Consider the following 21,664-nt stretch of genomic DNA (forward strand, 5'->3'; position numbering starts at 1 on the left):
CGGCGGCTACCGCCCCCGCCGGGCACGGTCCCGCCCCGCCACCGAGGCGCGATAGAGGCGATACGTCTGCACGGCCTCGTACGCCCGCCCCAGCTCCGCCAGACCGAGCATCACCGAGAGCAGCGCCGACTTCAGGTCGTCCCGGTCGATGTCGTCGTCCGACAGCTGCTCGGCCCCGCCACGGATCTCGCTGAGCGCCTGCTCCACGGCCGGGTCGGCCACCACGTCGAAGGCCCGGTCGAAGGCCGGCACGGACACCGTGAGCAACTGCTCCAGGATGGCCCGCAGCGGCGGTAGCCGCCTCGGGTCCAATCCCGCCGGCAGGCCCCGCTCGGAGAGTCGCGACATGGTGTCGACGAGCATCGCGCTGTCGAGCAGGCCGCCGTGGCGCCGCTGCGGGCGACGCCGGTGCGACCCGCCGGTCAGGTACCACTCGACCACGTCCAGGATGTCCGATTGAATCCGGCCGACAGCCTCGCCCATCGCCGGACCCCAGCGCCGGACGTGGTCCCGCCGGAGGAACCGGTTGACGCCGAGGGTCACCACCAGCGCGCTGGTGGAGAAACCGGTCAGCCCGGACAAGACGTTGACCAGGTACGGATGCTCCTGCATGGTCCCGCCGGCGAACGTCTCCCAGCCGACACCCGCCAGGAGGCTCGACAGGGCGATCCCGAACAGGCCCCACGCGACCGCCCGGGGCAGGCGGGGCGGCACGCCGGTCAGATCCCTGGCAGGCGGCCGTTGCGGAACAGATCGACGAAGAGCTGGTGGTCCTCCCGCGCCCGCGCCCCGTACACGTGGGCGAAGTCGGCCAGGTGCGCCACGAAGCCGTCGACGTCGTCACCCACCGCCGCGACGATCGACTCCTCGGTCGAGTGGTCGACCAGGTCGTGGCTGGACTCGTCGTCGGCGACCGAGTGCATCCGGGCCACCGCCCGACCCAGGTCGGACAGCACCCCGGCCAGTTCGTCCGGCTCGTTGACGTCGGCCCAGTCCAGGTCGGCCGCGTACGGGGAGACCTCGGCGACGAGCTGGCCCGCCCCGTCCAGCTCGGTGAAGCCCAGCCACGGGTCGGCGTGCGCCTGCAACGCCCGCTGCGACTCGGCCGTCCGGTGCCCCTGGTGCCGGAAGTAGCCGCGGATCCGTTCGTCGTCGATGTGCCGGGCCACCGCCGGCACCTGCGCCTGCTTCATGTAGATGACGACGTCGTTCTCCAACGCCTGGGTGTGCCCCTCCAGCAACAGGTTGTACGAGGGCAGACCGGCCGAGCCGATCCCCACGCCCTTGCGCAGCACCACGTCCTTGACGTGGGCGGCGACCGGACGGAGCCGTGCGGTGGGCTCGGGGAGCGTGCCGAGGTAGTCCTCGAAGGCGGCACAGACCTTCGCCCTGGTCTCCCGGTCGACCTGGTACACGCCGTCGCCGAGGGAGAACCGCCGCTCGTAGTTGTCGATGGTGGTCTGCGTGGCGAGCAGGTCGACCCGGGTGTTGAGCCGGGCCTGCTGGAGCACCCGGCGCAGCACCCCGTCGGCGTTGTCCAGGGTGATCGAGCCGATGGCGTCGTCCCCACCGGCGGCGAGGGCCCGCAGCTCGGTCAGGTACGACCGGGCGAACCCGTCGACCAGTTCGCTGATCACCCGGTCGGAGAGGGCCTTGGCGTAGCAGAGCAGTGCCAAGCTGGCCGCGAAGCGCTTCAGGTCCCAGGAGAACGGCCCGACGTACGCCTCGTCGAAGTCGTTGACGTTGAACACCAGCTGCCCGGAGGCGTTCATGTAGGTGCCGAAGTTCTCCGCGTGCAGGTCCCCGTGGATCCACACCCGGCTGGTCCGCTCGTCCAGGAAACGGTCGTCGGCGAAGTCGCCGAGCTGATCGGCGTAGAAGAGCGACGCGCTGCCCCGGTAGAAGGCGAACGGGGAGGCGGCCATCTTGCGGAACTTGCGGCGGAAGGCCGCCGGGTCGAGCGCCATCGACGCGCCGAACTCCCCGGTCAGCACGTCGACGATGAAGGCGGAGCGCCGGTCCGCGGCGTGGGTCATGGCCGGCACGCTAGTGCCCGCCCGCCAGTGGGGCGCTCGTCCGAGGAGGTGGAACCCGGAGAGATCACGAGGCCGGTGGACGCACCGGCGCAGCGGTGAGGGAGTCGACGGGGCGCGGTGGCCCGCCGTCGCGGGGCACGGCGTCGGCCGGCGAGGCGAGTGGATCTCGGCGGGTCACCCCGCCGAGACCGGACCCCTCGGCGGCGATCCTCTCCTGGAGGCGGAGGATGCCGTGCAGCAGCGCCTCCGGGCGGGGTGGGCAGCCCGGCACGTACACGTCGACCGGGATGAGCTGGTCGACTCCCTTGGTCACCGAGTACGAGTCCCAGTACGGGCCGCCGCAGTTGGAGCAGGCCCCGAAGGAGATGACGTACTTCGGCTCGGGCATCTGGTCGTAGAGTCGCTTGATCGCCGGAGCCATCTTGTCGGTCACCGTGCCGGAGACCACCATCAGGTCGGCCTGCCGAGGGCCGTGCGCGAACGGGATCACGCCCAGCCGGATGAAGTCGTGCCGGCCCATGCTGGTGGCGATGAACTCGATGGCACAGCAGGCCAGACCGAAGTTGAAGACCCAGAGCGAGTAACGGCGACCCCAGTTGAGCACGAACCGGATCGGCTCGCCGAGCACTGCCGGCAGCTGCACGACCGCCCCCTTCCCGTCTTCCCACCGGACAGTCAACCACAGCCGGCGGGCGTCACCCGGGCCGTGTGCCGGCGCCCGGCTGACCAGCGGCAAACGTCCCCGAGGCGCTGCTCGGCCGCCCTGGCCTGGCCGGAGTGTCGCCCGGCGGCGCCTGTCCCGGACCCGACAGCCACCGACGCCGGCCGGCCGCAACCTGGTCCCCGGGCCGACCGTGTGACCCGTGACGGTGGGTTGGCGCCGCCGGCACCACGGGGAGGACGAGTGACTGTGACGAGAGACAGGTGGATCGGCGACGACACGCCGCCGCAACCCGGCCCCGAGCCACCCGGACTGGCCTTCGACGACTTCTACCACGCCCAATTCCGCCGTCTGGTCGTCCAGCTGACCGCCTACACCGGGGATCCGGGACGGGCCCAGGACCTGGTTCAGGAGGCGCTCTGCCGGGCGTACGAGAACTGGGTCCGGATCGTCGGCTAAGAGGACCCGCAGGCCTCAGTCCGCGGGGTCGCCTGGAACCTCGACCACAGCCGCTGGCGGCGGTTGGGGTCTTCGACCGGGACGCCGCCGGACGGGTGGTCACCCTCGGGCGGGTGGTGGTCAGCACCATCGACAAGCCGCAGTGGCTGATCGCGGTGGACGTGCGCGACGACGGCGTGGTCCGGGTGCAGGTCGGCGACACGCACCCGGGCGGGGGCTGGTCGGGCGAGTGGTCGCAGCGGCAGTGGCGCGGCTACCGCTGGACCGGGAACTCGTTCGGGCAGGTGTCCGGGCCGACCGCCTTCGGGCCGAACCCCCACCTCACGGACGTCGCGGTCACCGCCACCGACCTGGTGCTCACCGAGCAGCCCGACGGCTACCGCACCGGCAGCACCACCGTCCGGGTCCGCAACACCGACGACAGGTTGTTGGCGTACGTGGCGCCGCCCCAGCGTCCCCGCAGTCACCCGCTGTCTCCCGGCGACCAGCTCGCCGCGGCCATGTCCACCCCGGTGGGGCGTAGCGGGCAGCCCTCGGCGCGCAGCCGGGCCCGCGCCTGCACCTCGTGCCCGGGCGGCAGCCGGCCGGCCGCGTTCACCACCCGGTGCCAGGGCACTCCGCCACCGTGCCGGGCCATGATCGCGCCGACCAGCCGGGCCGAGGCCCGCCCCGAGCGCTCGGCGAGCGCGTCGGCGACCGCGCCGTAGGACATCACCCGGCCCGGCGGGATCCGCTCGACCAGCGCGAGCACCGCCTCGACGTACTCCTCAGGGGTCACGAGCTGCCACCATATGGGAACCCACCGGGGCGCGGGAGGGGCGACCGCGCAGAATGGTCGGGTGCGCGCAGCAGTCATCCAGGCCCGGCGGATCGTCGTCAAGATCGGTTCGTCCTCGCTGACCACCGCCGCCGGCGGGCTGGACGACGCCCGGGTCGACGCCCTGGTGGACACCCTCGCCGCGCTGGCCACCGCCGGACGCGAGGTGGTGCTGGTCTCCTCCGGCGCGATCGCCGCCGGCCTGGCCCCGCTCGGGCTGGCCCGCCGCCCCCGCGACCTGGCCACCCAGCAGGCCGCCGCCAGCGTCGGGCAGGGCCTGCTGATCGGCCGGTACGCGGCCGGTTTCGCCCGGCGCCGGCTCACCGTCGGGCAGGTGCTGCTCACCGTCGACGACGTGACCCGCCGGGCGCACTACCGCAACGCGTACCGGACGCTGCGCAAGCTGCTCGACCTACGCGCGGTGCCGATCGTCAACGAGAACGACACGGTCGCCACCGAGGAGATCCGGTTCGGCGACAACGACCGGCTGGCCGCCCTGGTCGCCGCCCTGGTCGACGCCGACCTGCTGGTGCTCCTGTCGGACGTCGACGCGCTCTGGACGGGCGACCCGGCCCAGCCGGGCAGCACCCGGATCAGCGAGGTGCACGGCGAGGGCGACCTGGCCGGCGTGGCCATCGGCGGGGCCGGCCGGGCCGGCGTCGGCACCGGCGGCATGGTCACCAAGGTGGAGGCGGCCCGGATCGCGACCGGTTTCGGCATCCCGGTGGTGCTGACCGCCGCGCCACTGGCCGCCGGGGCGCTCGCCGGCGAGCCGCTCGGCACGTTCTTTCACCCGAGCAACCGCCGCCCCGCGGCCCGACTGTTCTGGCTGGCCCACGCCACCGCGCCCCGGGGTCGGCTGCACCTCGACCCGGGTGCGGTGCAGGCCGTGGTGGGGCGGCGCAAGTCGCTGCTGCCGGCCGGGATCACCGCCGTGGACGGCGCGTTCACCGCCGGCGACCCGGTGGACCTGGTGGACGTCGACGGTGCGCCGGTGGCCCGAGGGCTGGTCAACTACGACGCGGTGGAGCTGCCGGGGCTGCTCGGCCGCTCCACCGGAGAGCTCGCCGCGGCGCTCGGCCCGGCGTACGAACGGGAGGTCGTCCACCGCGACGACCTCGTGCTGCTGTGAGGAGTGGACGAATGAGCGAGCGTCAGCGAGCGAATCATCAGTTCAGCGCGGTGGTGCCTCATTGCGGTACGGAGCGCAGCGGAGTGCTGGCATGAGCGTCAGCGAGCAGGCTCGGCGGGCCCGGGCGGCGGCGGAGGACCTGGCGGTCGCCACGCGTACCACCAAGGACGCCGCGCTGCACGCGATGGCCGACGCGCTGGTGGCGCGTACCCCGGAGATCCTGGCCGCGAACGCGACGGACCTGGCGGCCGGGCGGGAGGCCGGGCTGAGCGCGGCCGTGCTGGACCGGCTCGCCCTCGACCCGGGCCGGGTGGCGGGGATCGCGGACGCGCTGCGCCAGATGGCCGCGTTGCCCGACCCGGTCGGCGAGGTGGTACGCGGCTCGACCCTGCCCAACGGGCTGGAGCTGCGCCAGGTCCGTGTGCCGTTCGGGGTGGTCGGCATCATCTACGAGGCCCGCCCGAACGTCACCGTGGACGCCGCCGGCATCTGCCTGAAGTCCGGCAACGCGGCGCTGCTGCGTGGCTCCTCCTCGGCGGCGCACTCGAACGCGGCGCTGGTCGCGGTGCTACGCGACGCGGTCGCCGGGGCCGGCCTGCCGGCGGACGCGGTGCAGCTGCTCGACGCCACCAGCCGCGACTCGGTCAAGGAGCTGATGCGGGCCCGGGGCCTGGTCGACGTGCTGATCCCGCGCGGCGGCGCGTCGCTGATCCGCACGGTGGTCGAGGAGTCGACGGTGCCGGTGATCGAGACGGGCGTCGGCAACTGCCATGTCTACGTCGACGCCGCCGCCGACGTGGCGAAGGCCGTGGCGATCACCCTGAACGCCAAGACCCAGCGGCTGTCCACCTGCAACACCGCGGAGTCCCTGCTGGTGCACGTCGACGTGGCGGACGCCTTCCTGCCGCCGGTGCTGGCCGCGTTCGCCGAGGCCGGGGTCACCGTGCACGGCGACGACCGGGTGGCCGGGTACTCCCCCGCCGTCGTCCCGGCCACCGAGGAGGACTTCGCCACCGAGTACCTCTCGGCGGACATCTCGGCCGCCGTGGTCGACTCGCTGGACGCGGCGGTGGCGCACATCCGGCGGTACGGCACCGGCCACACCGAGGCGATCGTCACCGACTCCCAGGCGGCGGCCCGCGAGTTCGTGGCCCGGGTGGACGCGGCGGCGGTGATGGTGAACGCCTCCACCCGGTTCACCGACGGCGGCGAGTTCGGCTTCGGCGCGGAGATCGGCATCTCCACCCAGAAGCTGCACGCCCGAGGCCCGATGGGCCTGCCGGAGCTGACCTCCACCAAGTACGTCGTCACCGGGGACGGCCACCTGCGCTGAGCCTCCGCTGTGGACGGGTGCGGCGGGTCGTACCGGGTCGCTAGGCTGAGGCCGGTTCGCGCGCGGCCAGCTCTGGGGAGGCGGCATGCTGGGTGAGGACGCCCTGGAACAGCAACTGGCGCAGGCCAGGGCGGCACTGCGGGAGACACAGCGCACCGTCGCCCCGCCGGAGCGGGTCGAGTCGGTGGCCGAGGCCGCCGACGGGCGGATCAGGGTCACCCTCGGCCCCGACGGGCGGTGCAGCGCGGTCGAGTTCGACCCCCGGGTGCTGCGGGAGGGTGCGGAGTACCTGGCCGAGGAGCTGCGCCGGGCGGTGAACGCGGCGCTCGACGGACAGGCCGAGGCCACCACCGGCACCGAACCGGTGCCCGACCTCGCCGCGATGACCGCCACCGTGGAACGCCTCCAGGATCAGGGCCTGCGGCAGATGCGGGAGTTCAGCCTCGCGATCAGCGAGACCATGCGCAAGCTCCAGCAGCGGAGCTGACCGGTGGAACCGCTCGAGGTGGACGTCGACGCGCTGCGCCAGGGCGCGGACCAGCTCGCCCAGGCCAGGGAGAGCGTCCGCGAGGCGTTCGAGGCATTCCAGGCGGCGGCCGGTGGCTACGCCGACGCCTTCGGCGGCGACGAGATCGGCATGCTGCTGGGCGTGGGCCATCAGGCCTGCGTGGACGCGCTCGCCGAGTGCGTCGGCACCAACCTGGCCGAGCTGGACAGCTACGTGGCCGGGCTGAAGGGGATGGCCGAAGGCTACCGGGAGGTCGAGGAGGGCGTCGCCGGCGCGTTCCGCTCGATCCTCGGCAAGCTGGGCTGAGGAAGGAGCTGGCGTGGGTCTGACGCTGCCGGGGGAACTCGCCTCGCTGCTCTCGATGATCGGGTACGACTGGCCGGAGTCCGACGAGGCGGCGCTGTTCCGGCTCGCCGGCGAGTGGACCGGCATGGCGGGCCGGATCGAGGGCTCGGTCGCGCAACTGGAGTCGGCGGCGCGGGCGGTGCTCGACACCAACCGGGGCGCGAGCCTCACGGCGTTCGCCGGCGAGTGGAACGACAGGGAGTCGGCGGCCCGGAACATCGCCGACGCCGCCAACCCGGCGAACGTCATCGCGATCGGGCTGATGGCCGCCGCGGGGGTGGTGCTGGCCCTGAAGATCAACGTGATCATCCAGCTCGTCGTGCTGGCGATCCAGATCGCGCAGGCGATCGCCACGGCGGTGGCCACCTTCGGAGCGTCGCTGCTCCAGATCCCGATCTTCAAGATGATCACCGGGCTGATCATCGACCAACTCATCGGCATGGCCGTGGACACGGTGCTGAATGGCTAGGAAGCGGACCACCCCACCCCGGCAGACCCAGGCCCGAGGCGCAAAGATCCTCTCGGCGTACCTGGAGAACGCCGACGTCTTCCGCACCGCCAAGACGAACGGCACCACCCCGCGGGGCCCGGCGGTGCTGGTGCTGAGGAACCGGCCCGACTTCGACAAGCGGGACTTCGACCGCAAGGCGAAGGACCTGGTCCGGCTCGGTCAGGAAGGGCGGTTGAGCAAGGCGAAGTCGGACCGGACGGCCAACAACGTGTACGACCGGAAGAGGGGCACCACCCGCACCCGCACCAACGTGTTCCGGGACCGGGTGATCCGCCGGCTGACGAAGAACGAGCGGCTGACCCAGCGGCACGGCACCCGCGAAACCAACCAGTACCTGGCCAACAAGGCGCTCGTCGACCGCCTCTACGACGGCCGGGGGCCGATCCGGGCACGGGGCGAGGGGCTCGACCCGGACCACATCCACGAGCTGCAACTGGACGGAGCGGACACATACGCTAACCTCAGGCTGATGGATGCCTGGACGAATCGCCAGATAGGCAGTGACATCGCCACCGCGCTGCGGGACGTCCCCGAGGGCACCCGTGTCATCGTGAAGCTGGTCCCGTGACCGCCCCCGATCCGGCCGTCCTCTCCCGCATCCAGGAGAAGCTGGCCACGCTCAGCCGGCTGGCCGCCGGGCACGACGCCGGGGTCGTCATCGAGGGGCCGGCGCCGCTGGAGCCCATTCCCGACCTGCCCGGGGTCGCCGAGGTGTACAGCCTGTTCGGCCGGATCGAGGGGGACAACTTCCGCTTCCACGCGCCGAAGGAGATCACCAGCCCACATGCCTGGGCGGCGTTCAGTGTCGACCCGGACGACCCGATGGGCAGCCCGCTGACCGTCGGCTACGAGCTGGCCAGCGTGCCGCGGGGCCTGCGTGGCGAGATCCGCGGCGGCGACCCGATCTACCTCGACCGCGAAGACCTCGACGTGTATTACATGGAGTCCAGCGCCTACGTCTACCAGTACGAGCACCCCGACGAGGACGTCGAGTTCACCGTCATCGCCCCCGACGTCGCCACGTTCTTCGACGAGCACGTGCTCGGCGCCCGTTACCCGGATCTGGTGGCCACCGTTCTCGGTCCCGCCGCCGCCGAGGAACGGTTACGCAAGGGACGGCACGCCGGTGAGTACGCCGACAACTGGCGGCGGCTTCTGATCGCCGCCGGCCTGGCCTCCTGACCTCTCACCTGCGGTCCGAGGTATCCGAAACCGTCATCCGAGTTTGCGGAGGAACGTCGATGTCAGCCGACCCCCGGTTCCGTGCCCTGTGGAGCTCCGACGAGCTCATCCCGTACCCCCGGGAGGCATGGCTGGAGGGCGGTTTCAGCCCGGACATGCTGCCGGTCGGCGACGAGATCCCGCTCGACGTGGCGGTGGTCTTCACCGCGTTCCTCGAAGGCGACATCGAGCTGTACGACACCATCCAGCTGACCACCGAGGACGGTTCGCTGGACATCCGGCTGATCGTCGTCGGAGCGGTCGCCGACAACACCGACCTGCTCTACGTGCTCGACCCGCGCACCGGGGAGATCCTCCAACTCGACCTGGCGCAGCAGGACGTCCAGCCGGTGAACAGCACCTTCCGCACCTTCGTCGAGTTCCTCTACCAGTTCGCGCTCTTCGTCGAGGCCGACGAGGGCAAGCCGGGCCGGGCCGAGCGGGCGGAACAGCTGCGTACGGTGCTGGAGAGCATCGACCGGGCGGCGTTCACCCCGGACGGCTGGTGGCCGCTGGTGATCAGCCAGCTGAAGTGACCACCGGGCGGCAGGCCCGGATCGCCCTCAGCGTGGTGTGCACGTCGAACTGGTGCCCGTCGTCGCTTTCCCAGCCGCCGTCGCTGCGCTGGGTCTCGGCGAGCCGCCGGCGGGCGGAGACCAGCAGCCACTGTTCCTCGCCCACCTCGACCCGGCGCAGGGTCGCGGCCAGCCAGGCCACGTCGGCCGGAGACATCGTCGGCACCCGCTCGGCCAGCACCGCCTGGATCCGCGCCGACTCGTCGTACATCGCCTGCCGGTGCAGGACCGCCGCGCTGAGCCAGCCGGCGGGCAGGAAGGACGGCCAACTTCCGTCCGGGGCCAGCCACGCGGCCAGCGCCTGCGCCGCCGCCTGCACCACCCCGGCGTACGCCCCACCGACCCTGTGGTCGAGTGGACCGGCGGCCCGGGCGTCGAGCCCGGCCACGGTCAGCCAGAACCCGGCGTACGCGGTGAGGTAGAGGTGGGCCTCTGGGTCGCCCGGTCTGGCCCACTCCGGGGCGAGACCAGCCAGCCTCGAATCCTCGTCCCACCCGCCGTCGGGCAGCTGCCGGGCGGCGAGCCAGTCGAGTGCGTGCCGGGCGGCCGGGCGGCCGAGAGCGCCCAGGTCGTCCAGCTCGGCGAGGCGGAAGCAGGTCGCGTCGACCGACGAGATCTCGCCGTCGAGGACGGCCGGCCACCCGCCGTCGGGCGACTGCCCCGCCTCGGCCGCGTCGAGCAGCCCGGCGGGGACCGGCGCGCCGGTACGCAGCCGGGAGAGCCGGGCGCGGTCCACCGCGTCCCCGTTCGCCACGACGAAGCCGATCGCCGCCTCCAGATCCACCACGGCAGAGACGCTACCTGCGACAACGTGAATCGGCCTCCGGCGGACGGCCTGCTTGTGCGTCCGTCAGGCGGGCAGCGGCATGCGGCCGGGCAGCGACCGCGCGGGCCAGCGGTCACCAGAACCGGTCACGGTAGGTGAACCGGACCGTCCGGAGGACTCGTTCCACGCTTTGCTCTGCCACCACGGACGCGACAGTCACGGTCGGTGCGTGTCGCGTTGGTGGCAGCAGAGCGAAGCGGGTCCAGCCGGCCCGGCCCCGGCCGGGCCGTTTGACAGAGCGTGATCAGACCGGTTGGCGGTAACCGGGCCGTCGGCCCATTCAGTGGGCATGGAGGACGGACTGGTCGGGCCGGCGCCCGGAGGCCCTCCCGGGTGGTGCGGAGGGCCTCCGGTGGCGGCCGGTCAGTACGCGGGCAGCGACGGATCGATCTGCTTGATCCAGGAGAGCACGCCGCCCTGGACGTGGACGGCGTCCCGGAACCCGGCCGCCTTGATCGCGGCGAGCGCCTCGGCGGATCGGACGCCGGACTTGCAGTGCAGCACGATCTGCCGGTCCTGCGGGAACTTCGCCAGCGCCTCGCCGGAGATGATCTCACCCTTCGGGATCAGGGTGGATCCGGGGATCCGGACGATCTCGTACTCGGCGGGCTCGCGGACGTCGACCAGGAAGATGTCCTTGCCGGCGTCCTGCCACTCCTTGAGTTCGGCGGCGGTTATGGTGGCGTCGACGACCGCCTCCTGCGCTTCCTCGGACACCGCACCGCAGAAGTCCTCGTAGTCCTCCAGCAGGTCGGTGACCGTGGGGTTCTCGCCGCAGAGCACGCAGTTCGGGTCCTTGCGGACCTTGATCTTGCGGTAGGTCATCTCCAGTGCGTCGTAGACCATCAGCCGGCCGACCAGCGGCTCACCGATCCCCGCGAGCAGCTTGATCGCCTCGTTGACCTGGATCGAGCCGATCGACGCGCAGAGCACGCCGAGAACGCCGCCCTCCGCGCAGGAGGGCACCATGCCGGGCGGCGGGGGCTCCGGGTAGAGGCAGCGGTAGCAGGGGCCGTGCTCGGCCCAGAAGACCGACGCCTGGCCGTCGAAACGGTAGATCGAACCCCACACGTACGGCTTGCCGAGCAGCACCGCCGCATCGTTGACCAGATAGCGGGTGGCGAAGTTGTCGGTGCCGTCGACGATCAGGTCGTACCGGGAGAAGATGTCCCGGACGTTGTCCCGGTCCAGCGCCGTGTTGTGGATCTCGACCGTGACCAGCGGGTTGATCTCGCGGATCGACGCGGCGGCGGACTCGGCCTTGGATCGGCCGACGTCGGAGACGCCGTGGATGATCTGACGCTGGAGGTTGGACTCGTCGACGGTGTCGAAGTCGATGATGCCCAACGTCCCGACGCCGGCGGCGGCGAGGTACATCAGCGCCGGCGAGCCGAGACCACCGGCGCCGACGCAGAGCACCCGCGCGTTCTTCAGCCGCTTCTGCCCCTCCACCCCGACGTCCGGGATGATCAGGTGGCGCGAGTAGCGGCGGATCTCGTCAACGGTCAGCTCGGCGGCGGGTTCGACGAGCGGGGGCAGCGACACGGTGAACTCCCCGGGATCGGCTGGTGGCGAACCGGCCCATTGTCGCTCGCACCCCCGGCGATCGGCCATGAGCAGGGACACCCTGCCCGACATGCGGGAGCGGGAATAAGTCAGACCCCGTCGGTGGGCGCGCCCTCGTACCGGCCCCCGTCGAGATAGGGCCAGGCGTTCGCGACGCAGCCGTCCAGGCCGTACGTCTGCTGCTGCATGACCGGCGCCGGCTCCCCGGGCCCCGGGCATGCCTGGTGCTGCTCCCCGAACTCGTGCCCGACCTCGTGGTTGACCACGTACCTCCGGTAGGTCTCCAGCGGGGCGCCGTAGTCCGGCACGGCCTCCATCCAGCGGGCCAGGTTGATGATCACCTGGCCGGGCAGCCGGCACGAGGTGTACCGCTCGGTGCGCAGCCCGCCGGCCGCGCACATCCGCTCCGAGGTGGCCGGAGTGGCCAGGAAGATGGTGAAGTCCGCCCCGGCGACCTCGGGCACCCGCTGCACCCGCAGCTCACCCGAGCCGATCCAGCTACGCGGGTCGCCGAGCACCTCGTCGACGGCTGCGGCGAAGGCGCCGACGTCCTGGCCACTCCCCTCCTCCACCGCGACCCGGTAGCGACGCAGCGGTCCGTCGTGACCACGCACCGGCGAGCGTCCGCTGGCGGTGTTGAACCGACCAGGGCCGCCGGTGGGGTACCCGGCGAAGGGCGTGGCCCGCGCGCCCGCCCCCAGCCCGTACCCCGTCGGCGCGACGGCAGGTGGGACGGCCGGCGGCACGTCGGGGCGCAGCACGGCCACCGTGGCGGCCGTCGCGCCGACCGCCACGAGGACGCCCAGCGCCGTGCGACCGCGAGGCCGGCGTTGCCGGGTGGGCTCGGATGAGGGGAAAGCGTCCACCTCGCCAGCATCGCAAACCAATCGGGCAAATGCCTGCTTTTGCCGCAGCTATCGCGAGGATGTTTCACGGGCGCGAACCGGCTCAGAGGGGGCGCCCCCGGTACCGCCTCCCGGCCAGGTACGGCCAGGGATTCGCCGTGCACCCGGCCAGGAAGAGCGTCTGCTGCTGCATCACCGGGGCCGGCCGGCCCTTGCCGGGGCAGCGTTCGTGGCCGTGGCCGAGCTGGTGCCCCACCTCGTGGTTCACCACGTAGGAACGGTAGAGGGACAACGGCACGCCGGCCGCGACGAAGTGCGGCACCGATTTGCGCCACCGCTCCAGGTTGACGATCACCTTGTCCGGCGCACGGCAGGACGTGTACGGCCGGCCACCCACCCGGATGTCCACGCCCCCGGCCCGGCACATCCGCCCGGCCGTCGCCGCGGTCGCCAGATAGACGGTGAAGTCGAACCCCTGACCGGGCGGCACCCGGCGCAACCGCAGCTGACCCGAGTCCACCCAACTACCCGGGCCGGTCAGCGCGGCCTGCACCTGATCGGAGAAGTCACGTACGTCCTCGCCGGCACCGTGCTCCACCGCCACCCGGTACCGCTGCGCCCGCCCGGCCCGGCCGAGCGTCGGCCCCGGACGGTCGTCGTACCCGAAGCCACCCTTCCCGGCCGACGGCACCGAACCTGCGAGCTGGAGCACCGGGGCGGCAGCGGACGCGGCGGACGTCGGGGTGACGACCGGCGGCGACAGCGGCAACGGCAACACGCCCACCGCCTCCGAAGTGGGCGCCGCCACGCCCGCAGCGAGCGGCGCGGGGCCGGAGCCCGGCCGGCCGACCGAAACGGCGCCCCCGGCCCCGGCGGCGACCGCGAGGGCGCCGGCGAGCAGCACGGTCCACCGGCGGCGGACGGCGAGCCAACGGTCACGGTGCACCGGACGCGGCCGCCGGTGGCGACGCGGGAGGATCTCGGCCATCCGGCTCAGCCTGCCACGTCCGGCCGCGACACGCCGTCTTCCCACTCCGCGAGCAGGTGCAGGACGGCGCGCGCCACCGTGCGCGGCACCTCCATCTGGGCCACATGCCCGACCCCGCCCAGCATCATCAACCGGCTGTCCGGGATCACCCGGGCCGTCTGTGGCGCCACCCGGACATCCACCAGCCGGTCCTTCATCCCGCCGATCACCAGAGTGGGTGCCCGGATCGACGCGGCGACCCGCCACATCGAACCCGGGCCCGGCAGGTACGACCGCAGGAAGGTGGAGACCAGACCCCGGAACGTGCGCACGTACGCGGCGGCGTAGTGGACGGCCTCGTACCGCACCCGGATCTCCTCCAGCGCCTCCTGCCGGCGCTGCTCGCTGATCCTGCCCAGGTCGGCCACGCACGCCTCCATCGCCTGCCAGGCCATCGCCTCGGGAGCGATCTGGGCCAGCCGCCACGCGGCCAGCCGCTCACCCCGCGGAATCGCCAGCAACGGCAGCATCCGGCCCTGCAACGACCGGTGGAAGCCGAGGAACGGCAGCGCCGGTGAGACCAGGGTGAGGGTCCGCACCAGATCAGGACGCAGCCCCGCCACCTGCACCGAGATCGCCCCGCCCAGCGAGTTGCCGAACAGGTGCACCGGTCCCCGCCCCGAGTGCTCGATCCAGCGCACGACCCGCTCGGCGAACGCGGGAATGGTGTAGCTACGCCCCGGCTCGCTGCGCCCGAAGCCCGGCAGGTCGATGGCCTGACCGTCGAGCCGACCGGCGAGCAGGCCGGCCAGGTCCGTCCAGTTCTGCGACGAGCCACCCAGCCCGTGCACGTACAACGCCGGCTCAGCGTCCGGACCGGTGGCGGGAGTTTCCCGGACATAGGTGACGGTGCCGTCGAGGCGGACCTCCCGGCCGGGCCAGGGCGGCGGGACGTGATGCGGGGGCAGCAGGTGGTCGGGCCAGAGGACGGCGTGCTTCATGCCTGCCAGTCTTCCCCTCACGATCCTCGCCGACACCGCCACGGGCTCAGGCGAGCAGCGCCTCCAGCCGGCGGTTCACCGCTGCCAGCGTGGCCCGGACCACCGCCTGCCGTGGGTCACCGGCGACCAGCGCCGAACCGGCGAGCTGCTCGACCCAACCGTCGCAGACCAGCAGCACCACCACCGTGGCGACCTCGCAGTTACCGAAGGGCACCACCGCGGCGTGCTCGACGAAACACCGCCCCCGCTCGCCCGCGCCGTCACCGCCGCGCAGCAGGCGGTCCACCGCCGCCGCGGCGGCCACCGCGCAGAGCCGCAGGACGTACCCGTCCACCGCCGGCCCGGTCGCGTGCCCGGCGGCGGTGTCCTCGCCGGCGAGCAGGCGCACCTCGACGGTGGCGTCCAGCCCGAAGGTGCTGACCTGGACGTGGTCGATCACCACCCGGGGCCCCGGCACGCCGCCGGTCTCCAGCGGACGGGAGGGCGCGGTCTCCGTCGTGGTCATCTGCCCGCCCGAGTACGACGTGCCGAGCGAAACCGGGCTGCCCGGGGGCGTTCCGGCTGGCTCCTCCACGCTGGCCCGGCCCCGGTGCACGGCGATCCGCCGGCGGCGGGGCACACCGGCGACCGGATCGAACTCGTCCTCCGGGCCGAACCCGGCGGGTTGTCCTGCGGGGACCGAGCCGACCCGCCCCGGCGCCCGGTCGGCCCGGTCCGGCGGCTCGGGCAGCAGGGACCGGCTGGCCGGCGCCGACCCCGGCTCCGGCGGCCCGGCGTCAACGCCCCGGGAGGCGTCGGCGCCGGACTCCGGGCCGGACGAGGCGCGCGGGCGGCTCTCCGGCGGTCGGGAATCCACCGAACGGCCCGGCACCGATCGGCGGCGCACCGGCGCCGGGGCGGGCGCGCCGGGCAGGTTCTGCGGGGCCGCGGCCAGCCCCATCCGCTCCTGGAGCAGGCGGGCCACCATCCGGCTCACCTCGGCCGCGTCAGCTCCGTCGGCCAGGTCGAGCCGGAGGCTGTGCGCGCCGGCCGGGGTATGGCGCAGCGCGGCGTCCCGCACGCCGGCCACCTCGCGTACGGCGTCCAGGATGGCGTTGACGTCGAAGCCCTCCGGCCGCTCGCGCGGCGAAGCGGGCTCGTCGTCGCGGCGCAGGTGGGTGGCGATGCGGGCGAGTTCCGGGGTCTCGGCGGGTGGATCCACGGCTGGCGGCTCCGGGACGACGGGCACGTCCGGCTCGGCGGGGACGCGCTGCGGCAGTACCGCCGCGCCCTGGCCCGGCGTCCCGTTCGCCGGGACCGGATCGGCCACGGACACGGGCTCGGGGGCGGAGCGGCGGGCCGCGTACGGGGGTGCGCTCGTCGGGACGGGCGCGGGAGACGTGGGGCCGAGGCGGCGCGGCCCGCTCGTGGCGGTGGCCGTCGTGGCGCCTGGACCGGCAGGGGTCGGCGGGTGGCCGGGCAGGTCCGCCTCGGCGACGGATTCTGCTGGTACGGACCGGAGGCGGACCGGCCGGGCCCGCTCGGTCGGGGCCTCGGTGGACGGCTCCTCAGTGTCGGCGGGCGGCGCGCTGGCAGGCGGCCCACTGGGGGGAGCCACCTCGGCAGGTGCCTGGGCGGACGGGTCGGCCCAGGCCGGCCGGTCGACGGAGCGACCAGACGGCTCCGGCGCCGACCGCGGCTCCGGCGCGGACCTGGTGACCTCGTACGGCCGCGGCACCTCGGCGCGCACCGGCTCGTACGGGCGGGGCGACTCGGCCCGCACCGGCTGGTACGGCCGGGCCGGCTCGGCCCGCACCGCCTCGTACGGCCGGGCCGGCTCGGCTGACCACTCGGCGGACCGCTCCCCACGGGGGCGGCCGGGCGGCGGCTCCTCCTCGCGGGCCCAGGACGGGGCCCAGCTCCCGCCCCAGCTGGGACGGTTCCAGCTCGGACCGGACCAGTCCGGCTCGTCGTCCGGGCGGCGGACGGCGGACGGATCGGCGGGCCGCTCCTCCTCGACGGGCTCTGGGGAAAAACGGTCGGCCCAGGTGGGCGATTCGGTCGCGGGCGGACCGCCTTCGGCGCCGCCGGCCCAGGACGGCGGGTCGGCGGCGAGGCGGTCGGCCTCGGCGCGATCCGCCCGAGGGACGCGGAAGCCGGGCGGCGCCTCGAAGCCGGACGCGGCGGTGCCCACCGGCGGCACCTGCGCGGCCGGCGGCGCCGAGGAGGGGAAGCTCCCCTCCGGCCGGCGGCCCGACCGGGGCGGCACGTCGGAGGCGTGCCGGGCGCCGGTGTCCGGGTCGGCCTGCCGCTCGGTTTCCGGCGCCGGCCGCTGGGTGGGCACGGCGAGCCGGTCGAGGTCGGCGTCGTGGCGCGCCTCTGCCGCCGGCCAGGCGGATCCGGTGGGCGGAGCGCTGACCGGAGCGGCGCGGCCGGCCGGCGCATCCTCATCCGGATGGCTCATGCCGATGGCGCGGGACCGTCCGTTGCGGGGGGCCGGTTGGCCGTCCGACCGCGCGTCGGGCAGTGGCGCGGGTAGATCGGCGTAGCGCGGGGAGGAGGCGCCCCACCCGATCGGCTCGGACCGGTGCCAGGGTGCGATCGGCTCGCGGTAGGCCGGGGAGTCCGCCCCGCCGGACCACCCGGTCCCCCCAGGTGCCCACCCGCTGCCGGAGCGGGCGGGATCGTCCTGCCTGCCCGTCCCGTCACCGTGCTCTCCCGGGGTGGCGGCACCGGGTTGCCCTGTTTCACTCACCGCGCACTCCTTGGTCGCCCTCGCTGAGGCTACCGTGTGGTGACAGTGGCGATAAGTTACGGCGGCGGGCCAATTCCGGGACCGGGGCGATGCCCCAGACCGGTACGGGGTAAAAGTGCCGGCTCGTACGAAGAACTCGGAGGTTCCCATGACCGCTGTGGGGAACGGTGCGCAGACCGCCGGCCGGCCCACCCGCCTGCCCCGCTCGGCCCGCCGTAAGCAGCTGCTCGCGGCGGCGCAGGAGGTATTCGTCGCACAGGGCTACCACGCCGCCGCGATGGACGACATCGCCGAACGGGCGGGGGTCTCCAAGCCGGTGCTCTACCAGCACTTCCCGGGCAAGATGGAGCTGTACCTGGCACTGCTGGACACGCACTGTGACGCCATCGTGGCGAAGGTGCGCGACGCGATGGCCGGCACCAACGACAACAAGGAGCGGGTCAGCGCCTCGGTGCGGGCCTACTTCGACTTCGTCGACCACGAGAGCGAGGCGTTCCGCCTCGTCTTCGAGTCGGACCTGCGCAACGATCCGGCGGTCCGGCAGCGGGTGGAGCGGGTCGAGCAGGGCTGCATCGCGGCGATAACCGACACCATCATCTCGGACACCGGCGTCAGCCGGGCGCACGCCGAGCTGCTCGCCTCCGGCCTGGTGGGCGCGGCCGAGACGGCTGCCCAGTTCTGGCTGGCCCGCGGCCGGCAGGTGCCCATGGCGGAGGCGGAGGCGCTGGTGGCCGCGCTGTCCTGGCGGGGGATCGCGAGCTTCCCGCTGCAAGGTGAGTCAGCCTGAACATCCGGCCCCGAGATCGGATAGCCTTCCCATCGGCGGCTCTTTCGCCCACCTGAGGAGGCACAGTGGAGGTCAAGATCGGCGTGCAGTACGCGCCGCGCGAGCTGGTTCTGGAGAGCGCGCAGTCGCCGGCCGAGATCGAGCGGATCGTGACCGACGCCGTCGCCAAGGGCGAGGGCACCCTCTCCCTGACCGACGAGAAGGGCCGGCGGGTCATCGTGCCGGTCGGCAAGGTCGCCTACGTCGAGATCGCCGAGGCGTCGCCACGCGCGGTCGGTTTCACCGTCCGCTGACCCGGTCCGGCCCCCGCGACGGCGTGCGCCGTCGCGGGCCGGGCCGCGGGGGCCCGTCAGTTGTTGAGACCGGCCGCGGTCATCCGCGCGGTGTGGTTGGCGGTGAGCTTGCCGAACAGCGTCGACACGTCCATCCCGTTTCGCCCGATCAACGCGGTGAGCGCCCCCCGGTCCGCCGCGGCGACCCGCCCAGCCTGGGAGAGCGCCTCCCCGACCAGCCGGCGGGCCCACATGGAGAGCCGGTTGGCCACCCTCGGGTCGGCCTCGATCGCGGCTCGGATCTCGGCCACCGCGAACTCGGCGTACCGGGTGTCGTGCAGCACGTCCCGGATCAGCTGCCGGTACGGCTCGTCCAGCCGGTCGGCCATCTCGCCCAGGAAGTCGTCGGTGATCCCGTCGCCGACGTACGCCTTGGTGACCGCCTCCAACCAGTCCTTCGGCTCGGTCGAGTCGTGGTACGCCTGTAACGCCCCGGCGAACGGCGCCATCGCCGCCTCGGGTGCGGTGCCGAGCGCGGTGAGCCAGTCGGCGAGCCGCCGGTAGTTGGCGATCTCTGCCGCCGCCATCTGGCTCAGGGCGGCCCGGCGACGCAGGTCGGGGGCGAGTCGCGCGTCGGCGGCCATCCGGTCGAAGGCGAGTAGTTCGCCGTAGGCGACCAGGCCGATCAGGTCGACCACGGCGTCGGGACGTGTCGGGGCGGGCACGAGCGCAGGGTACCGCCCGTCGAGGATGACCGGTTTTGCGGTGACCCACATCACATCGGGCACCCCCGGGGTAGACCGCTCACCGGGATCAGGGGCGCGAAACCGCCGCTCGGGTAGTATGGAGCAGTTGCCGTGGGCGCCGACCTGATCGAATGTCCGGCCCACGGCGCGCGTGCGGCCCGGTCCGGCTCGGCGATTTCCGCCCCCGACCGCGTGGCCCGCGCCATACCGATCGCGCCCTGAGGACAAGACGGGGCGCACCACGAGAGGGCACCCCCAGATCCAGATGAGCGAACAGATTATCGACACCACAGAGGGCCAGGAACTGGCCCCGACCGCCCCGGTCCGTCCGGAGGCGCCCACCTTCGCCGCGCTCGGCGCGCGGCCCGAGACCGTCGAGGCGCTGGCCGCGGCGGGCATCACCCGCGCCTTCGCCATCCAGGAGTACGCGCTGCCGATCGCGCTGCGCGGAAGTGACCTGATCGGCCAGGCGCCGACCGGCACCGGCAAGACGCTCGGCTTCGGCGTGCCGCTGCTGGAGCGGGTCTTCGCCCCGGACGAGGGCGGCGACGGCGTGCCGCAGGCGCTGGTCGTGGTCCCCACCCGAGAGCTGGGCATCCAGGTCGCGAAGGACCTCGCCGCCGCAGGCCGGACCCGGGGCGTACGGGTGCTGCCGATCTACGGCGGCGTGGCGTACGAGCCGCAGATCGACGCGCTGCGCAAGGGCGTGGAAATCCTAGTCGGCACGCCGGGTCGGTTGATGGACCTGCAGAAGCAGAAGCACCTGCGTCTGGACCGGGTTCGCGCGCTGGTTCTCGACGAGGCCGACCGGATGCTCGACCTGGGCTTCCTGGACGACGTCGAGAAGATTCTGGCGATGCTGCCGGAGGACCGGCAGACCATGCTCTTCTCGGCGACCATGCCGGACCCGATCGTCACCCTGTCCCGGCGCTTCCTGCGTCACCCGGTGACCATCCACGCCGGCCACACCGCGGAGACCGGGCCGTCGCCGCAGACCCGACAGTTGGCGTACCGCACCCACTCGATGAACAAGATCGAGGTCGTGGCGCGGATCCTGCAGGCCGAGGGGCGCGGCCTCACCATGATCTTCACCCGTACGAAGCGGGCCGCCGACCGGGTCGCCGAGGATCTCGACTTCCGCGGTTTCGCGGTCGCCGCCGTTCACGGCGACCTCGGGCAGGGCGCCCGCGAGCGGGCGCTACGCGCGTTCCGCGCTGGCAAGATCGACACGCTGGTCGCGACCGACGTGGCCGCCCGCGGCATCGATGTCAGCGGCGTCACCCACGTGATCAATTACGACTGCCCCGAGGACCAGGACACCTACACCCACCGGATCGGCCGTACCGGCCGGGCGGGGGCGACCGGCGTCGCGGTGACCTTCGTCGACTGGGACGACATGCCCCGCTGGCGGATCATCGACAAGACGCTCGGCCTGGAGATGCCGGAGCCGGCCGAGACGTACCACACCTCGCCGCACCTCTACACGGACCTCGACATCCCCACCGACGTGACCGGCACCCTGCCGACCGCCGAGCGGACCCGTGCCGGGCTCTCCGCCGAGGTCGAGGAGGATCTGGGCGGTCGGTCGCGCCGCGGTGAGGGCGGCCGGGGCTCCCGGCGTGGCGAGGGCCGCGACCGTGGCGAGGGCCGCGACCGTGGCGAGGGCCGCGACCGTGGCGAGGGCCGCGACCGTGGCGAGGGCCGCGACCGTGGCGAGGGCCGCAGGGGCCGGTCCGGCTCCGACGCGCCGGCCGCCGAAACGCCGGCCGCCGAGACCGCCGGCGAGGAGGGCGCCCGCATCCCGCGCCGCCGCCGACGCCGCCGGTCTGGCGAGGTGGTCGCCGGCGAGCCGACCGCGGTGATCTCCGCCGGCCAGGCCGACGCCGAGCCGACCGAAACGCCCGCCGCCGTGGACGGCGAGCAGTCGGCGAAGCCGCGCCGCCGCCGGCGTCGCCGGGGCAGCGGTAACGGCGCGGGTACGCCGGCCGAAGTTACCGCCGACTGACGATCCCGACACCCGACGTCCTCCGCGCCGCTACCCGGCCCGGAGGACGTCCCTTTTCGCCGCCGCGCCCTGCCCGGCATTCACGAGATCGCCCGCCCCCCCTACGAGATCGACTCCGTTTGCGCCGGATCGAGGCACCCCTCACAAGATCGACTTCATTTGCGCCAATTTGCGGTTTCGGCATCCTCGGATGCCGCTACCTGCGGCAGGTGAGACCGTCGGGACGCCGGCTGGCCGACAATCGGCGGCCCGCGCGTGCGGTGGACGAGGGACGGGGCAGGGTTGCGGAGCGAGGGACGCGGAGCGAGGGACTAGGG

General features: G+C 73.3%; 23 protein-coding genes. 12 read left to right on the forward strand and 11 right to left on the reverse strand.

The window, feature by feature from the left end; all coding sequences use genetic code 11:
- Positions 1 to 6 precede the first annotated feature (6 nt).
- The 3 genes from E1193_RS04720 to E1193_RS04730 all read right to left on the reverse strand — a co-directional run bounded on the left by E1193_RS04720 (position 7) and on the right by E1193_RS04730 (position 2,679).
- A complete protein-coding gene (locus E1193_RS04720; protein ID WP_132180593.1) occupies positions 7 to 714 on the reverse strand; it encodes a hypothetical protein in 708 nt (235 codons plus the stop codon).
- A 5-nt stretch (positions 715 to 719) separates the two neighbouring features.
- Complete coding sequence (locus E1193_RS04725) at positions 720 to 2,036, reverse strand: DUF2252 domain-containing protein (RefSeq protein ID WP_132180595.1); 1,317 nt, start codon at positions 2,034 to 2,036, stop codon at positions 720 to 722.
- A gap of 64 nt (positions 2,037 to 2,100) precedes the next feature.
- Positions 2,101 to 2,679: an NADH-quinone oxidoreductase subunit B gene (locus tag E1193_RS04730; RefSeq protein WP_132180597.1), complete on the reverse strand. Its 579-nt coding sequence runs from the start codon at positions 2,677 to 2,679 to the stop codon at positions 2,101 to 2,103.
- 267 nt (positions 2,680 to 2,946) lie between these two features.
- On the opposite strand from E1193_RS04730, the gene E1193_RS04735 reads away from it, so the two are divergent.
- A complete protein-coding gene (locus E1193_RS04735; RefSeq protein ID WP_132180599.1) occupies positions 2,947 to 3,156 on the forward strand; it encodes a sigma factor in 210 nt (69 codons plus the stop codon).
- A gap of 463 nt (positions 3,157 to 3,619) precedes the next feature.
- Here the strand turns inward: E1193_RS04735 and E1193_RS04740 are convergent, their stop codons facing one another.
- The gene (locus tag E1193_RS04740) at positions 3,620 to 3,934 is read right to left on the reverse strand and encodes an MGMT family protein (protein WP_132180601.1); all 315 of its coding nucleotides are present in this window, start codon (positions 3,932 to 3,934) and stop codon (positions 3,620 to 3,622) included.
- 13 nt (positions 3,935 to 3,947) lie between these two features.
- Here E1193_RS04740 and proB point away from each other — a divergent pair, with 13 nt between their 5' ends.
- The 8 genes from proB to E1193_RS04780 all read left to right on the forward strand — a co-directional run bounded on the left by proB (position 3,948) and on the right by E1193_RS04780 (position 9,559).
- Positions 3,948 to 5,105 carry a glutamate 5-kinase gene (proB, locus tag E1193_RS04745; RefSeq protein WP_132180603.1) on the forward strand — a complete coding sequence of 386 codons (1,158 nt, stop codon included), beginning with the start codon at positions 3,948 to 3,950 and terminating at the stop codon, positions 5,103 to 5,105.
- Positions 5,106 to 5,196: 91 nt separating this feature from the next.
- The gene (locus E1193_RS04750) at positions 5,197 to 6,438 is read left to right on the forward strand and encodes a glutamate-5-semialdehyde dehydrogenase (RefSeq protein WP_132180605.1); all 1,242 of its coding nucleotides are present in this window, start codon (positions 5,197 to 5,199) and stop codon (positions 6,436 to 6,438) included.
- An 85-nt stretch (positions 6,439 to 6,523) separates the two neighbouring features.
- Positions 6,524 to 6,925: a YbaB/EbfC family nucleoid-associated protein gene (locus E1193_RS04755; RefSeq protein ID WP_132180607.1), complete on the forward strand. Its 402-nt coding sequence runs from the start codon at positions 6,524 to 6,526 to the stop codon at positions 6,923 to 6,925.
- Between the two features lie 3 nt (positions 6,926 to 6,928).
- On the forward strand, positions 6,929 to 7,252 hold the full coding sequence (locus tag E1193_RS04760) for a PE domain-containing protein (RefSeq protein ID WP_132180609.1): 324 nt from the start codon (positions 6,929 to 6,931) through the stop codon (positions 7,250 to 7,252).
- 13 nt (positions 7,253 to 7,265) lie between these two features.
- On the forward strand, positions 7,266 to 7,760 hold the full coding sequence (locus E1193_RS04765; protein WP_132180611.1) for a hypothetical protein: 495 nt from the start codon (positions 7,266 to 7,268) through the stop codon (positions 7,758 to 7,760).
- Positions 7,753 to 8,370 (forward strand): hypothetical protein, encoded by a 618-nt coding sequence (locus E1193_RS04770; protein ID WP_132180613.1) that lies wholly within the window; start codon positions 7,753 to 7,755, stop codon positions 8,368 to 8,370. The genes E1193_RS04765 and E1193_RS04770 overlap by 8 nt, the downstream gene beginning before the upstream one ends.
- Entirely contained in the window at positions 8,367 to 8,984 is a 618-nt protein-coding gene (locus tag E1193_RS04775; protein WP_132180615.1) for a hypothetical protein, read from the forward strand. The genes E1193_RS04770 and E1193_RS04775 overlap by 4 nt, the downstream gene beginning before the upstream one ends.
- 59 nt (positions 8,985 to 9,043) lie before the next feature.
- A complete protein-coding gene (locus E1193_RS04780; protein ID WP_132180617.1) occupies positions 9,044 to 9,559 on the forward strand; it encodes an SUKH-4 family immunity protein in 516 nt (171 codons plus the stop codon).
- Here E1193_RS04780 and E1193_RS04785 read toward each other — a convergent pair.
- From E1193_RS04785 to E1193_RS04810, 6 genes are all read right to left on the reverse strand, one after another.
- Positions 9,543 to 10,415 carry a prenyltransferase/squalene oxidase repeat-containing protein gene (locus E1193_RS04785; protein WP_132180619.1) on the reverse strand — a complete coding sequence of 291 codons (873 nt, stop codon included), beginning with the start codon at positions 10,413 to 10,415 and terminating at the stop codon, positions 9,543 to 9,545. The genes E1193_RS04780 and E1193_RS04785 overlap by 17 nt on opposite strands.
- Before the next feature lie 372 nt (positions 10,416 to 10,787).
- The gene (gene moeZ, locus E1193_RS04790; RefSeq protein ID WP_207922567.1) at positions 10,788 to 12,038 is read right to left on the reverse strand and encodes an adenylyltransferase/sulfurtransferase MoeZ; all 1,251 of its coding nucleotides are present in this window, start codon (positions 12,036 to 12,038) and stop codon (positions 10,788 to 10,790) included.
- A 41-nt stretch (positions 12,039 to 12,079) separates the two neighbouring features.
- Complete coding sequence (locus E1193_RS04795) at positions 12,080 to 12,856, reverse strand: DUF3152 domain-containing protein (protein WP_243707282.1); 777 nt, start codon at positions 12,854 to 12,856, stop codon at positions 12,080 to 12,082.
- Positions 12,857 to 12,938: 82 nt separating this feature from the next.
- Positions 12,939 to 13,823, reverse strand: a complete 885-nt coding sequence (locus E1193_RS04800) for a DUF3152 domain-containing protein (RefSeq protein WP_132180625.1) — start codon at positions 13,821 to 13,823, stop codon at positions 12,939 to 12,941.
- Between the two features lie 5 nt (positions 13,824 to 13,828).
- The gene (locus E1193_RS04805) at positions 13,829 to 14,803 is read right to left on the reverse strand and encodes an alpha/beta hydrolase (RefSeq protein WP_132180627.1); all 975 of its coding nucleotides are present in this window, start codon (positions 14,801 to 14,803) and stop codon (positions 13,829 to 13,831) included.
- A 46-nt stretch (positions 14,804 to 14,849) separates the two neighbouring features.
- Positions 14,850 to 17,537, reverse strand: coding sequence for a hypothetical protein (locus tag E1193_RS04810; protein ID WP_132180629.1), 2,688 nt, complete (start codon positions 17,535 to 17,537; stop codon positions 14,850 to 14,852).
- A 148-nt stretch (positions 17,538 to 17,685) separates the two neighbouring features.
- Between E1193_RS04810 and E1193_RS04815 the strand changes: the two genes are divergently transcribed.
- Positions 17,686 to 18,324 carry a TetR/AcrR family transcriptional regulator gene (locus E1193_RS04815; RefSeq protein ID WP_132180631.1) on the forward strand — a complete coding sequence of 213 codons (639 nt, stop codon included), beginning with the start codon at positions 17,686 to 17,688 and terminating at the stop codon, positions 18,322 to 18,324.
- 65 nt (positions 18,325 to 18,389) lie between these two features.
- Entirely contained in the window at positions 18,390 to 18,617 is a 228-nt protein-coding gene (locus E1193_RS04820) for a DUF3107 domain-containing protein (protein WP_132180633.1), read from the forward strand.
- Positions 18,618 to 18,673: 56 nt separating this feature from the next.
- Here E1193_RS04820 and E1193_RS04825 read toward each other — a convergent pair whose 3' ends face one another.
- Complete coding sequence (locus E1193_RS04825; protein ID WP_243707283.1) at positions 18,674 to 19,321, reverse strand: ferritin-like fold-containing protein; 648 nt, start codon at positions 19,319 to 19,321, stop codon at positions 18,674 to 18,676.
- 286 nt (positions 19,322 to 19,607) lie between these two features.
- On the opposite strand from E1193_RS04825, the gene E1193_RS04830 reads away from it, so the two are divergent.
- Complete coding sequence (locus E1193_RS04830) at positions 19,608 to 21,347, forward strand: DEAD/DEAH box helicase (RefSeq protein ID WP_132180637.1); 1,740 nt, start codon at positions 19,608 to 19,610, stop codon at positions 21,345 to 21,347.
- Positions 21,348 to 21,664: the final 317 nt, after the last annotated feature.

It is taken from the genome of Micromonospora sp. KC606 (assembly GCF_004348675.1).
Lineage (GTDB): Bacteria > Actinomycetota > Actinomycetes > Mycobacteriales > Micromonosporaceae > Micromonospora.

Excerpts from the sequence above, each read along its gene's own strand:
- E1193_RS04725 (WP_132180595.1), bottom strand. The coding sequence starts at position 2,036 with ATGACCCACGCCGCGGACCGGCGCTCCGCCTTCATCGTCGACGTGCTG.
- proB (WP_132180603.1), top strand. The coding sequence starts at position 3,948 with ATGGGAACCCACCGGGGCGCGGGAGGGGCGACCGCGCAGAATGGTCGG.
- E1193_RS04750 (WP_132180605.1), top strand. The coding sequence starts at position 5,197 with ATGAGCGTCAGCGAGCAGGCTCGGCGGGCCCGGGCGGCGGCGGAGGAC.
- E1193_RS04755 (WP_132180607.1), top strand. The coding sequence starts at position 6,524 with ATGCTGGGTGAGGACGCCCTGGAACAGCAACTGGCGCAGGCCAGGGCG.
- E1193_RS04770 (WP_132180613.1), top strand. The coding sequence starts at position 7,753 with ATGGCTAGGAAGCGGACCACCCCACCCCGGCAGACCCAGGCCCGAGGC.
- E1193_RS04780 (WP_132180617.1), top strand. The coding sequence starts at position 9,044 with ATGTCAGCCGACCCCCGGTTCCGTGCCCTGTGGAGCTCCGACGAGCTC.
- moeZ (WP_207922567.1), bottom strand. The coding sequence starts at position 12,038 with ATGGCCGATCGCCGGGGGTGCGAGCGACAATGGGCCGGTTCGCCACCA.
- E1193_RS04800 (WP_132180625.1), bottom strand. The coding sequence starts at position 13,823 with ATGGCCGAGATCCTCCCGCGTCGCCACCGGCGGCCGCGTCCGGTGCAC.
- E1193_RS04805 (WP_132180627.1), bottom strand. The coding sequence starts at position 14,803 with ATGAAGCACGCCGTCCTCTGGCCCGACCACCTGCTGCCCCCGCATCAC.
- E1193_RS04815 (WP_132180631.1), top strand. The coding sequence starts at position 17,686 with ATGACCGCTGTGGGGAACGGTGCGCAGACCGCCGGCCGGCCCACCCGC.
- E1193_RS04830 (WP_132180637.1), top strand. The coding sequence starts at position 19,608 with ATGAGCGAACAGATTATCGACACCACAGAGGGCCAGGAACTGGCCCCG.